We start from the raw sequence: 11,944 nt of genomic DNA on the forward strand, positions 1-11,944 counted from the left end.
GCATGCCGCACGGCCAGGTCTCACCGCGCGACAGTCAGCCCGGCTGCCGCTCCCCGATCGTGCCGGTGATCCATGCGCGGAACCGGGCGGCCTCCGGGCGGCGCCAGCGGGCGGGGGTGGAGACCAGCCAGTAGCCCAGGCCGGCCTCGATCCGGTCTGGGAAGGCATGCACCAGCCGGCCGGATTGCAGCGCGTCGTCGACCAGCAGCGGCCAGGCCAGCCACAGCCCGTGGCCGGCCAGGGCGGCCTCGACCGCCAGCGATGCGTCGGGGAAGCGCCGGCGCGGATGGCCGGCCAGGCTGGCGGGGCCGCCGGTCGCCGGCCCGCCGGCCGCCAGCCAGGCATCCCAGCCGAACAGGCTCTGCTCGTCCTCGATCAGCGGCACCCCCGGGCCAGTCGATGGATCGGCCAGGGCGGCGGCGATCGCAGGGCTCGCGACCGGGATCAGCGGCTGCGGCGCCACCAGCTCGGCCTTCAGGCCGGGCCAGCGGCCGCGGCCGAAGCGGATGCCCAGGTCGACGTCCTCGCGGTCGAACTCGACCAGCCGGCTGGTGGTGACCAGCCGCACCTCCAGCTCCGGGTGGCGCACGGCCAGCCCGACCAGCCGCGGCACCAGCCATTTCGCGGCGAAGGCCAGGCCGCAGGTGACGGTCACGGTGCCGCGCTCCTGCGCCGTCGCCTCGGCCACCGCCGCGGCGATGCGCCCGAAACCTTCGCTCAGGCCCGGCAGCAGGCGCCGCCCGGCCGCGGTCGGCACCAGCCCGGCCTCGCCGCGCTCGAAGAGGCCGAGGCCCAGCTGCTGCTCCAGCCCGCGCAGCCGGTGGCTCACCGCGCTCGCGGTCACGCCCAGCGCCGCCGCGGCGCGGGACAGCGAGCCGAGCCGTCCCACCGCCTCGGCGGCCTGCAGCGCGTTCAGGGAGGGCAGGGGCATCACGACCTCCCGATATCAGAGAGCCGAAACTTTAACCCCGTCATGGCGAGCCCCGCAGGGGCGTGGCCATCCAGGGTGGCTCGCACCGGCCCCCGGATGGCCACGCTTCGCTCGCCATGACGGGCAAGGAACCGAACATCCATTCGCAAGGCACCGGTTGAGCTTTTCTCAATAATGCTGAGGACTTCTCGCTTGGATCCGGCGCCGTTGCAACGAAATGATGCCGCCGGATCCTGAGACCAATTCAAGGCCGTGCCATGATGACCGTCCCGTTCCATCTGGTCGATGTCTTCGCCGACGAACCGCTGGCCGGCAATCCGCTGGCCGTGGTGCCGGAGGCGGACGGGCTCGACGACGCCCTGCTGCGCCGGATCGCGCGCGAGCTCAACCAGTCCGAGACCACCTTCCTGCTGGCGCCGACCGAGCCCGGCGCTGCGGCCCGGCTGCGCTCCTTCACCCCGGCCGGGGCCGAGGTCTCGGGCGCCGGCCACAACGCGCTCGGCGCCTGGTGGTGGCTGGCAGAATCGGGGCGGCTCGGCCCGCTCGGCGACGGCGTGGCGCTCACCCAGCAGCTCGGCGGCCGGCTCCTGCCGGTCGCGGTCGAGGCCCGGGGCGGCAGGCTCGCCGCGATCGGTCTGACCCAGGGCGAGCCGAAGGCGCTGGCGGAGCATCCCGACCCGGCGGCGCTGGCGGCGGCGCTGGGGCTGCGCGGCGGCGACCTGCTGCCCGGCGCCCGCACGGTCTCGACCGGCGCAGGGCATCTCCTGGTCCAGGCCTGCGACCGTGCGACCGTGGCGGCGGCCGGCCCGGACGCCGCCCGGCTGCTGGCGGAGCTGCGCCGCGCCGGGGCGCAGGGCTGCTACCTGTACAGCCTCGACCCGATCGACGCTTCGGCCGCGGCCCATGCCCGCTTCTTCAACCCGACCGTCGGGCTGTGGGAAGATCCGGCGACCGGCAGCGCCGCCGGTCCCCTGGCCTGGCATCTCGCCGAACGCGGCCTGGTGCCGGCGTCCGGCGAGGTCGCGATCGAGCAGGGCCATGCGCTCGGCCGGCCCAGCCGCATCGCGGTGCGGCTGGGACACGGCCGGGTTGAGCTGCGCGGCCGCTGCGTCACCGTCGCCGGCGGCGCGCTGTATCTCTGATTTTCACCGAAAGGACAGACTATGATCGGAACCCGCATCTTCACCGGCTCGCCCTATGAGGACCGCGCCGGCTACGCCCGCGCCGTGGTGGCCGATGGCTGGGTCTTCGTCTCCGGCACCACCGGCTTCGACGCCACCGACTTCTCCTTCCCGGAGGATGTCGAGAGCCAGTGCGAGAACTGCTTCCGCAACATCGCCTGGGCGCTCGGCCAGGCGGGGGCGGGGCTGGAGCATCTGGTGCGGGTGGTGATCTACGTCACCAGCCAGGCCGAGTTCGAGCGCATCGTGCCGATCATCCGCCGCCAGTGCGACGCGGCGCGCCCGGCCAACACCACCATCTTCGCCCAGCTGGTGCAGCCGCATATGCGCGTCGAGATCGAAGCCACGGCGCGGCTGCCGGCGCAGGGGTGAGGGCTTCGCGTTGCCTCTCCCGCCTGGCGGGATCTTTTCAGAATAGCTGATGCCTCTCCTTTTAGTCCCCCCTCCCCTTGCGGGAGGGGGGCAGGGGGAGGGGTCTGCGCGCGTCCGCGCGCGAATGGGCACAGGAGAGGTTTCACCGTGGGAATCCAATCGCCAGGTTTCGGGCCGGCCCTGACGTCGAAAACCCCCTCCCCCTAACCCCCTCCCGCGAGGGGAGGGGGGACTCATTTTGCTTTCAGCCGATGTCGTTGCTCAGCCCGCCCCCGCCTGCTCGATATGGCGCAGCAGCGGCGCCCAGTCGGCGCGCAGGTCCTCGGCGCGGCGGCCGCGCAGGTCGAACACGCTGAGGCCGTCGGCCGCGGCGTCGGTATAGGCGGCGCTGTCGCGGATGCGCGACACCACCGTGTGGCCCAGCCCGCCCAGGAAGGCGTCCAGCTGGGCCGCCGCGCGGGTGCGCACCCGCATCCGGTTGCCGACGATCGCCACCGCGGCGCGGCTCTTGCGGATCGGCTTCAGCTCCTCCAGCCGGGTCAGGAAGCGCCGGGTCGCCCCCTCGTCGAAGGCCGAGGGCAGCACCGGCAGGACGATCACATCGGCGATCTTCAGCAGCGCCTCGACATCCTTCATCTTCAGCGCCGCCGGGGCGTCGATCACCAGCCGCTCGGCGTCCTTCGGCACATCGAAGTCCGACTTCGCCCAGTCCAGCCCGGCCAGGGCCGGGGCGGCATCCGGCCGCCGCCTGGCCCAGTCCAGGCTGGAATGCTGGCGGTCGACATCGGCCAGGACGGTGAAATGACCCTGCCCGGCGAAGGCCGAGGCCAGCGTCGTCGCGATCGTGGTCTTGCCGCAGCCGCCCTTGGTGTTCGCGACGAGCACGGAAATCATGCCGGTTCCCCCATTGGCGCGGTCATTCTGCAATTTCCCATTCCGTCATTGCGACCCCGGCCTTGAGCCGGGGGACGCAATCCAGGGCGGCAAGAGCGGAAGCATGGATTGCTTCGTCGGCTTCGGCTCCTCGCAATGACGGCGAGGGGCGGACGCAGCGCCGTCACTCCTTCGTCCAGAACGGCCTGACCGCGCGGAAGGCGTCCCATTGCGCCAGCAGCTCCGGCTCGGTCGATTCGGCGCCGCGGGCGTGCCAGCCCAGCACCATGCCGGCGGCCCGATGCAGCGCCGGGTCGGCGGAATCGGCGGCCACGCGCTGCAGCAGCGCCTCGGCGGTGGCGACGTCGTTGAGATGGCCGAAGGCGTCCTGCAGCTTCGACAGCTGCGCCGCGAAGGGCTTGGCCCGCTTGTCCGGATACAGCGGCCGGAAGAAGTCCATGGCGTAGCGCAGCCGCTTCAGCGCGATCCGCACCTCGTGCCGCTGGGGCGGGTCGAGCCGGGCGAGGTGGCGGCCGCGGGTCACCACCTTGCGGTGCGCCCCGGCGACCAGCCGCCCGGCCAGCCCGTCGATCGGCTCGACCAGCGCGGTCAGCGTCGCGGTCGAGGCATGGTCGCGCCAGCCCCGCCGCTCCAGCCACTCGCCCAGCGTCAGGTGCAGCCGGGCGCAGCGCGGATCGGCCAGGGCCTGGCGCACCGCGGCATAGCCGGCCTCGCGCTGGCGCTGCGCCGCGGCGCGCAGGGCGCCGATGCCGGGGTCGTCCGGCCGCATCGTGTCCAGCGGCTCGATGGTGGCGCCCAGGAAGACGTCCCAGTCGCGCGCCGGGCCCAGCGCGCCGGCCAGCCATTTCGATTCGTCGCGCAGCCAGTCCAGCGTCGGCGAGGGCACGGTCTTCTTGAACAGGGTCAGGGCCGAGCGCAGCCGGCGCAGCGCCACCCGCATCTGGTGCACGCCGGCGGGGTCGCCGCCATCCTCGGCCGCCGCCTCGTTGGCGGTCCAGTGCCGCAGGCAGCGGGCCAGCACGGTGGCGATCGCCTCGTCCACCGTCATGCGCGAGGTCACCGGCGTCTTCGGGTCGTACATCACCCCGGGCGGGCGGCGCGCCACCAGGCGATAGCCGCGCTCCGCCTTGGTCACCTCGCTGACCCGCAGCGGCACCTCGTCCAGGAAGGACAGCGCCAGCCGGTACAGGGCGGCGGCGCGGCCCTCTTTCAGCTCCAGCTCGACCTCGGCCACCGGGTCGCTGGCGTCGCGGGTCTCGACCGTGCCGGTGTCGAAGGCGCATTCGACCACCGCATCCGGCAGCGACAGGATCCGGGTCTCGCGCTGGATGCGCGAGGTGAACAGATGGGTCAGCGCCTCGACCGGGACGCCGTCCAGCAGGGACTTCGCCTCCGGGTCGTCGAAGGCGTCGGGCGCCGGCGCCATCGCCGGCAGCGCCACCTCCCACTCGCCACGGGCCAGGCCGTCGCCGCGGCGCTCGGTCTTCAGGCTCTGGACGAAGCGCTGGCCGATGCGGCGCACCCGCAGGGTGATGCCGCGGCGCTGCAGCGCGCAGTCCGGCGTGTCGTAGTAGAAGGAGGTCAGCGACCGGGTGGTGCCGGGCCCGGCCGCGATCCGCGTCAGCACATCGGCGCCGCGCAACCGGTCGAGGTCGCCAGGCGCCACGCGCAGCTTCAGCTCGATCTCGACGGGGGCTTCGGGGGGCAGCCCGCCGCCGCCCGGCTGCTCGTTCGGCCGGCTCGGCTGAACGATCGACATCGGCATCTCCCGGCTCGCGGCGTCGACGACGCCGGAGCCCCGTACCTATCCTAAAACACCGCCCCGGAGAATGCCTAAAAGGTCCTAGAACGCGGCGCCGGAGAAGCTGTCCGGCGCCGATTCGACCACGGTCGGCCCGGTCGGCTGCGCCTCCAGCACCGCCAGGCCACGCTGCACCAGCCCGTTCGGGCCGAAGCGGAAGATGCCGTCGATGCCGACGAAGCCGTTCGGGTCCTGCAGCGCCGTGGCGTTGAACGGGTTGCCGGAAGCCGGCTGGCTGGCCAGAGACGCGGTCAGCGCCACCGCGTCATAGGCCAGCGTCGCCAGCCGCGGCGGCGGGCCGCCGAACTGCTGGGCGTAGCGGCTCTCGAAATCGGCGCGGCGCGACGGATCGGGCGCGGCGTACCAGGCGCCGGCCAGATAGGATTGGCGGTTGACCTGCGGGTCGTCCCACTGGCCGGTGCCCATCAGCTTGGCGGTGATGCCGGAATAGCCCAGCATCGGCGCCACCACGCTCAGCCGGTTGCCGACATCGGCCACGATCACGGCGTCGACCTGGGTCGCCTGCAGCTTCTGCTGCAGCTCCGTCGGGTCGGACAGCTTGCTGTCGTACAGCTCGATCACCGGCGCTTCGACATTGTATTTGACGGCGGCCTCGGTCAGCGCCCGGCTGACGATCTGGCCATAGGCCGATCGCGGCGCCAGCAGCGCGAAGCGGCGCATGCCCTGGCTGGCGCCGTAGCCGACGATCCGGTCGATCGCCTGCTGCGGCAGGAAGCTCATCAGGAACACGTTGCCGCCGGCCTGGGCGGTGTCGGTGCTGAAGGCGACGACGTTGATGCCGGCCGAACGGGCCTGCTGCGCCACCGGGCTGACCGACTTGCTGAACAGCGGCCCGAGGATGATGTCGGCGCCCTGGGCGATCACCGACCGCGCGGCCTCGCCGGCGGTGGCCGGGTTGTCACCGGTGTCGCGCGGCAGCAGCTCGACCTGGGTGCCGGTGTCGAACACCGCCATCTGCGCCGCGCGCTGCATCGCCTCGCCCAGCGAAGCGCTGCCGCCGGACAGCGGCAGCAGCAGCCCGACCCGCAGCACGCCGTCATCCGGCCGGGTCGGCGCGTTGGGCGCCAGCGTCGGCGCTTGCGTGATCGGGGTCGGCCTCGGTACGGTCTGGGCGCAGGCGGCGAGCGCCGCGGCCATCGCGGCGGCGCCTGCAAGACGCACGAGGCGGTTCAGCCTCGACCGACCCCGGCCCATCGATCCCCCTGCGATTGTCGCAAATATTGTCACGGACGCCCCCTCACTCTCGACCATCCAGCGGCGCCGGGCAGCGGCGGCCCTCTGCCGCCGACCCTACCGGCGCTGCATCGCCGAGTAAACCGGAGCCGAGCAAACCGGCGTCGAACAAACCCGCGCCGGGCCTGTACCTGACCGCGGTCCCGATCGGCAATGCCGCCGACATAACGCTTCGGGCGCTGGATTTGCTCCGCGGCGCCGACGCGATCGCCTGCGAGGACACCCGCACGACCGGCAGGCTGATGTCGATCCACGGCATCCGCACCAGGCTGATTCCCTATCACGAGCACAACGCCGCCGAGATGCGGCCGAAGATCCTGCGCCGGATCGCCGAGGGTGAGGCGATCGCGCTGGTCTCCGACGCCGGCATGCCGCTGATCTCCGATCCCGGCTACAAGCTGGCCCGGGCGGCGCGGGACCAGGGGCTGGCGGTGACCTGCCTGCCGGGCGCCTCGGCGCCGCTGGTCGGGCTGCTGCTGTCCGGCCTGCCGTCGGACCGCTTCCTGTTCGCCGGCTTCCCGCCGCCGAAATCCGCCGCCCGTCGCACCTTCCTGGCCGAGCTGGCGCCGATCGCCGCCACCCTGATCCTGTTCGAGGCGCCGCACCGGCTGCCGGAGTGCCTCGCCGATCTGGCGGCGGTGCTGGGCGACCGCGAGGCGGCGGTGACGCGTGAGCTGACCAAGCTGTTCGAAGAGGTGCGGCGCGGCCCGCTGCCGGAGCTGGCGGCGCATTACGCCGAGGCCGGGCCGCCCAAGGGCGAGATCGTCATCGTCATCGGCCCGCCCGGCGAAGCGGCGCGACCGAGCGAGGAGGACCTCTCCGGCCAGTTGCGCCGCGCCCTGGCCAGCATGAGCCTGCGCGACGCGGTCGAGGCCGTGGCGGCGGCGACCGGGGAGCCGAAGCGCGAGGTCTACCGCCTGGCGCTCGATCTCGCCGACGATGAGAAATAACGCGCCCCGCGACGACTCCCGCCGCCGGGCCGAGATCTTCGGCCTCAAGGCCGAGCAAGCGGCGGCGTGGCTGCTGCGGGCCAAGGGCTGGCGCATCCTGGCGCGGCGGCTGAAGACGCCGCTCGGCGAGGTCGACATCGTCGTCCGGCGCGGCCGCACCGTCGCCTTCGTCGAGGTCAAGGCGCGGCCCGACCTCACCGCCGGCCTCCTGGCCCTGCAGCCGCGCCAGCGCGAGCGCCTGCAGCGGGCGGCGACGCTGTTCCTGGCGCAGCAGCCGCGCTACGCCCGGGACCACGACCTGCGCTTCGATCTGGTGGTGGTGCGGCCCTGGCGCTGGCCTGTCCATATTGCCGACGCCTGGCAGGTCGATCGGTAGCAGGGCCATCGGGTGAGCGAGCATATCTCTACAAACTGTCATGCCCGGGCTTGACCCGGGCATCCAGAGATGTCGAAGCCGCTCCGGGTGGCCCCTGGTATTGCCGGGTCAAGCCCGGCAATGACAGAAGGGGGGTGGTTCGGAGATTTCACCCGGCAGCCGGTTCGATCGGTAGTGGAATCAGCGACGGAGTCGGGCTAAGTCAGAACCTATGGACCCGACGATCCAGTCGATACTCGACCGCGCCGGCGCTCAGCCGGACGACGCCATCGATCTCGCCGAGGCGGCGCTGGCGCTGGCGGCGCTCGACCGGCCGCGCGGCGTCGGGTTCGACTGGTATCGTCGCCACCTCGACCAGCTGGTCGGCGACGTCACGCGCGAGGCCGAGCGGCTGCCGCCCTCCGAGGCCATGACCGCGGTGCTGGCGCGGCGCTGGGGCTATGCCGGCGACCTCGACAGCTATGACGACCTGCAGAACGCCAATCTGATGCGGGTGATCGACCGGCGGAAGGGCCTGCCGGTGACGCTCGGCATCCTCTATCTGCACGTCGCGCGGGCCCAAGGCTGGACCATGGTCGGGCTGAACTTCCCGAGCCATTTCCTGGTACGGCTCGACGCCGGCGGCGCCCGCACCATCCTCGACCCGTTCCATGCCGGCATGAATCGCGGCCCGGGCGAGCTGCGCGACCTCTTGAAGGCCGTGCTCGACGCCGGCGCCGAGCTGATGCCCGAGCATTACGAGCCGGTGTCCGACCGCGACATACTGCTCCGGCTGCAGAACAACCTGAAGGTCCGCCACATCCGCGCCGGCGACTTCGCCAAGGCGGTGTCGGTAATCGAGGCGATGCGCCGCTTCGCCCCGCTGCATGCGCCGCTGCTGCGCGAATCCGGCATCCTCTACGCCCGGCTCGGCAACATGCGCGCCGCGATCGACGCCCTCGACCGTTACGTCTCCGCCCCCGGCGAGCCGGAGGTCCAGCGGCACGAGGCCGCGATCCTGCTCCAGTCCTTCCGCACCAGTCTCAATTGAGAGCAATCATGGGCCTTGCCGTCGCCATCCAGATGGACCCGATCGAGACCATCGACATCGGCGGGGATTCGACCTTCGCCATGGCGCTGGAGGCGCAGGCGCGCGGCCACCGCCTGTGGCACTACCTGCCGCGGGCCCTGTCGCTGCGCGACGGCCGTCTCACCGCCAAGGCCCGGCCGCTGACGGTGCAGGCGGTGCGCGGCAACCATTTCAGCTTCGCCGAATGGGAGACGGTCGATCTCGGCGCCGTCGACGTCATCCTGATGCGCCAGGATCCGCCCTTCGACATGGGCTACATCACCGCGACGCATCTGCTGGAGCATGTCGCCGACCGCGTCCTGGTGGTGAACGACCCGCGCGAGGTGCGCAACGCGCCGGAGAAGCTGCTGGTCACGCACTATCCGGAGCTGATGCCGCCGACCCTGATCACCTCCGACCGCGACGAGATCCGCGCCTTCCGGCGCGAGCATGGCGACATCATCGTCAAGCCGCTCTACGGCAATGGCGGCGCCGGCGTGTTCCGCATCCGGCCGGACGACGAGAACCTGGTGGCGCTGCTCGAGGTCTATGAGCGGATGTACCGCGAGCCGATCATGATCCAGCGCTACCTGCCGGAGATCCGCCAGGGCGACAAGCGCATCATCCTGGTCGAGGGCGAGCCGGTCGGCGCCGTCAGCCGCGTGCCGTCGGAGGGCGAGGCGCGGGCCAACCTGCATGTCGGCGGCCGCGCCCAGAAGACCGCGCTGACCGAGCGCGAGCGCGAGATCTGCGCCCGCATCGGCCCGGATCTGCGGGCCACCGGCCAGATCTTCGTCGGCATCGACGTGATCGGCGACTACCTGACCGAGATCAACGTCACCTCCCCGACCGGCATCCACGAGATCAACCGCCTGGACGGGGTCAAGATCGAAGCCGTCCTGTGGGACGCGATCGAGGCCCGCCGGGCGGGGATGAAGGGGTAGGGCGGGGCGAGAGGTTACTGGGTCCGGATCTCGACAAGCCGCGGCTCGCCCTCCTTCGGTCCGTCGAACAGGATGAGGCCAGTCAAGGCTTGGTCCGTCTTCTCCATCACGAGCAGGGCTTCCGGCTTCGTCTCCGTCCCGTAGGCCTCCAACTCCATCTTCTGCGGGCGCGAGCCGTCCTTGCGGTAGATGGCGTAGTCGCCGCGCGCGATCTTGTGGCTCGAGTCCGGATCCTGAGCCGGCCCCGCGATGATGAGGAAACCGTCACCGAAGGCGACAAGGTCACGGATGCCGCGGGGCTTACCGAGGGTGTCCTTTTCCAGCATCACGGGATCGAGGGTGAGCTGGCCCTGGGCGCTGTCGAAAAGCTCGCTGATGGGTGCTGAAACGATGAGGGCGCTACCATCGTCGAGCACGGGCGCGCGCAATCCTGCATAGAGCATCAGGCCACGGGCTGCGACGCCTTCGATCGTCAGGCCGTTGTCCTCCAGGGCCTTGTCGTAGAACGGTGCAAGGCTGGCGTTGCCTGAAATCAAGCCCGCAAGTTTGCCGTGGTCGTCATCGATTTTCGGGTCCGTGCTGATCTTGCCGGTGTCCAGGTTGATGGCCGCCGCTTCGAACTTGATACGAAAGACATGGCGGGTTGCCGCGGCCCTGGTCGCGTTCATCGTCTCCTCGGACGGGTCGCCGTGGCGAGGCCTGCCATGCGAGCCGATGACATAGAAAAGCCCGTCGGCGTAGGCGACGCCCTCGGCATCCAGTTCGAGGGGCTTGCCTTTGAAGCTGTCGTTGATGAGCGGAATGAAATCGCCGGCAACGAGATGATCCTTGTGCAGGATCACCACCTGAGCGCCCTGGCTCTCGTCATCGACCAGAAGGCAGATGCGCGGGTACATGCCGGGATCGCCTGCACAGGCAAGGCCGCTGACATCTTCCGATTTCTTGAACTCGCCGTCCTTGATCTTGCCGACAAGCTTGCCCGATACCTTCAGGGGGTCGTCGGCATGGGCAATCGATGGTGCTCCCGCAGCCAGAGCCAGATGGATCGCGATCGCGGCGGCCGGCATCAGGCCGACCATCACACGTCGTTTCAGCCAAGACGACCGCATCGTTTCAGCCCTCCTCACGGATGCCATGGATAAGCTCGTTGTTCGGCCGAGGCATTGCGGCCGGGCGGCAGGTACCGGCAGGGGTCACCAGGATCTGCGGATGACGTTCATTCCGGCTCAGGCACGTCTTCTCCGCCGTGCGGCCCGGTCGCCGCCGCCAGGAAGGCGGCAAAGACATAGCCGTCGAGAAGGCCGTCGTCTTCGAGATCGACACAGACCCAGTCAGGGTTCCCGGACTCGACCGAGACCACGGTCAACTCGGTCCCCAACGGCAAGGTCCGGCTGTAGGGGAAGTCAGTGCCGGGCCCGCCGCGCAGTCTCAGCCCGTCGCGGGCGACGACGGCGTGGCGGCCGGGCCCGACATCGGCGGCTGCCGCCGCATCGACGGTCCGCGACAGCTGGACATAGTCGAATATCCACTCGCCATAATATTTATTGCCGTCGAAATAGCCCTGCTTCAGGCCCTTCTTCGTATTGTAGCTACCCTTGTTGTAGGCAATGGCGACGGTGGTGAACTCGAAATCGGTGAGGCTGGTCTTGGCTTCGTAACCTCGGATATTGAGGCCTCTGCGCAGCTCGAGCAAGCAATGGTCGAGCGTATGCGAAAACATCTGATAGTTTTGGTTCAGGAAATAGCCCGGGTCCTGTCCAAAGAACTGCAGGTCTCTCTGGAATACCCCGAAGCCATGGCAGAATTTATCGGGGTTCTGAACGACGCCGCTGTAGCCGGGGACATGGACGGCCATGTCCTCGAGCGCCTTGCGCGCAATGTCGAACATCTGCTGCCCGTCGGTTTCCGCGACCAGGGCAGCCTTGTTGCGCGGAAAGGCCTGTCGTCCTTTGCCCGGCCCCTGGTAGTCGATCGTATCGCCCACGCAGAGCGCAAGGATCTGGTCGAGCGGCAGCGGCACCTTGCGCAGGACCGACCAGATGAAGCCCGTCTCCTGGCATGCGATCGCGACGAGCATGTCCAGGTCGAACGGCGTGCCGGGCAGCACGCCTTCGATCTGGGGCCGGAACTGCTGCTTGAACCATCGGATATCGTCCGCCGTCGGCATGTTCGTCTCCTGGATGGACGCGGTTC

12 protein-coding genes are annotated in these 11,944 nt (G+C 70.4%); 6 read left to right on the forward strand and 6 right to left on the reverse strand.

The genetic code is table 11. The annotated features are described in order from the left end of the window. Positions 1-34: 34 nt before the first annotated feature. A complete protein-coding gene (locus QFZ27_RS06345; protein ID WP_429225247.1) occupies positions 35-931 on the reverse strand; it encodes a LysR substrate-binding domain-containing protein in 897 nt (298 codons plus the stop codon). A 257-nt stretch (positions 932-1,188) separates the two neighbouring features. Between QFZ27_RS06345 and QFZ27_RS06350 the strand changes: the two genes are divergently transcribed. Both QFZ27_RS06350 and QFZ27_RS06355 read left to right on the forward strand, forming a co-directional pair. Beyond that, positions 1,189-2,073 carry a PhzF family phenazine biosynthesis protein gene (locus tag QFZ27_RS06350; protein WP_429225248.1) on the forward strand — a complete coding sequence of 295 codons (885 nt, stop codon included), beginning with the start codon at positions 1,189-1,191 and terminating at the stop codon, positions 2,071-2,073. Positions 2,074-2,094: 21 nt separating this feature from the next. Beyond that, entirely contained in the window at positions 2,095-2,484 is a 390-nt protein-coding gene (locus QFZ27_RS06355) for a RidA family protein (protein WP_429225249.1), read from the forward strand. Positions 2,485-2,745: 261 nt separating this feature from the next. On the opposite strand, the gene QFZ27_RS06360 is transcribed toward QFZ27_RS06355, so the two are convergent. The 3 genes from QFZ27_RS06360 to QFZ27_RS06370 form a co-directional block, all read right to left on the reverse strand. Next, entirely contained in the window at positions 2,746-3,378 is a 633-nt protein-coding gene (locus QFZ27_RS06360; RefSeq protein ID WP_429225250.1) for a nucleotide-binding protein, read from the reverse strand. Positions 3,379-3,541: 163 nt separating this feature from the next. Next, complete coding sequence (locus tag QFZ27_RS06365) at positions 3,542-5,137, reverse strand: CYTH and CHAD domain-containing protein (protein WP_429225251.1); 1,596 nt, start codon at positions 5,135-5,137, stop codon at positions 3,542-3,544. Between the two features lie 84 nt (positions 5,138-5,221). Beyond that, a complete protein-coding gene (locus QFZ27_RS06370; RefSeq protein WP_429225252.1) occupies positions 5,222-6,361 on the reverse strand; it encodes a penicillin-binding protein activator in 1,140 nt (379 codons plus the stop codon). A gap of 59 nt (positions 6,362-6,420) precedes the next feature. On the opposite strand from QFZ27_RS06370, the gene rsmI reads away from it, so the two are divergent. The 4 genes from rsmI to gshB all read left to right on the forward strand — a co-directional run bounded on the left by rsmI (position 6,421) and on the right by gshB (position 9,751). Further along, on the forward strand, positions 6,421-7,383 hold the full coding sequence (rsmI, locus tag QFZ27_RS06375) for a 16S rRNA (cytidine(1402)-2'-O)-methyltransferase (protein ID WP_429225253.1): 963 nt from the start codon (positions 6,421-6,423) through the stop codon (positions 7,381-7,383). Beyond that, positions 7,373-7,759 (forward strand): YraN family protein, encoded by a 387-nt coding sequence (locus tag QFZ27_RS06380; RefSeq protein WP_429225254.1) that lies wholly within the window; start codon positions 7,373-7,375, stop codon positions 7,757-7,759. The genes rsmI and QFZ27_RS06380 overlap by 11 nt, the downstream gene beginning before the upstream one ends. A gap of 211 nt (positions 7,760-7,970) precedes the next feature. After that, the gene (locus QFZ27_RS06385; protein ID WP_429225255.1) at positions 7,971-8,789 is read left to right on the forward strand and encodes a SirB1 family protein; all 819 of its coding nucleotides are present in this window, start codon (positions 7,971-7,973) and stop codon (positions 8,787-8,789) included. 8 nt (positions 8,790-8,797) lie between these two features. Next, positions 8,798-9,751, forward strand: coding sequence for a glutathione synthase (gene gshB, locus QFZ27_RS06390; protein WP_429225256.1), 954 nt, complete (start codon positions 8,798-8,800; stop codon positions 9,749-9,751). Positions 9,752-9,765: 14 nt separating this feature from the next. On the opposite strand, the gene QFZ27_RS06395 is transcribed toward gshB, so the two are convergent. Further along, the gene (locus tag QFZ27_RS06395; RefSeq protein ID WP_429225257.1) at positions 9,766-10,830 is read right to left on the reverse strand and encodes a DUF3616 domain-containing protein; all 1,065 of its coding nucleotides are present in this window, start codon (positions 10,828-10,830) and stop codon (positions 9,766-9,768) included. 137 nt (positions 10,831-10,967) lie between these two features. Beyond that, on the reverse strand, positions 10,968-11,918 hold the full coding sequence (locus QFZ27_RS06400; protein ID WP_429225258.1) for an SH3 domain-containing protein: 951 nt from the start codon (positions 11,916-11,918) through the stop codon (positions 10,968-10,970). Positions 11,919-11,944: the final 26 nt, after the last annotated feature.

The organism is Inquilinus ginsengisoli (assembly GCF_050434925.1).
GTDB classification, from domain to species: domain Bacteria; phylum Pseudomonadota; class Alphaproteobacteria; order DSM-16000; family Inquilinaceae; genus Inquilinus; species Inquilinus ginsengisoli_B.

Bases quoted from the DNA above. Each gene is read 5' to 3' on its own strand.
- QFZ27_RS06345 (WP_429225247.1), bottom strand. From the start codon at position 931: ATGCCCCTGCCCTCCCTGAACGCGCTGCAGGCCGCCGAGGCGGTGGGA.
- QFZ27_RS06350 (WP_429225248.1), top strand. From the start codon at position 1,189: ATGATGACCGTCCCGTTCCATCTGGTCGATGTCTTCGCCGACGAACCG.
- QFZ27_RS06355 (WP_429225249.1), top strand. From the start codon at position 2,095: ATGATCGGAACCCGCATCTTCACCGGCTCGCCCTATGAGGACCGCGCC.
- QFZ27_RS06360 (WP_429225250.1), bottom strand. From the start codon at position 3,378: ATGATTTCCGTGCTCGTCGCGAACACCAAGGGCGGCTGCGGCAAGACC.
- QFZ27_RS06365 (WP_429225251.1), bottom strand. From the start codon at position 5,137: ATGTCGATCGTTCAGCCGAGCCGGCCGAACGAGCAGCCGGGCGGCGGC.
- QFZ27_RS06380 (WP_429225254.1), top strand. From the start codon at position 7,373: ATGAGAAATAACGCGCCCCGCGACGACTCCCGCCGCCGGGCCGAGATC.
- QFZ27_RS06385 (WP_429225255.1), top strand. From the start codon at position 7,971: ATGGACCCGACGATCCAGTCGATACTCGACCGCGCCGGCGCTCAGCCG.
- gshB (WP_429225256.1), top strand. From the start codon at position 8,798: ATGGGCCTTGCCGTCGCCATCCAGATGGACCCGATCGAGACCATCGAC.
- QFZ27_RS06395 (WP_429225257.1), bottom strand. From the start codon at position 10,830: ATGGTCGGCCTGATGCCGGCCGCCGCGATCGCGATCCATCTGGCTCTG.
- QFZ27_RS06400 (WP_429225258.1), bottom strand. From the start codon at position 11,918: ATGCCGACGGCGGACGATATCCGATGGTTCAAGCAGCAGTTCCGGCCC.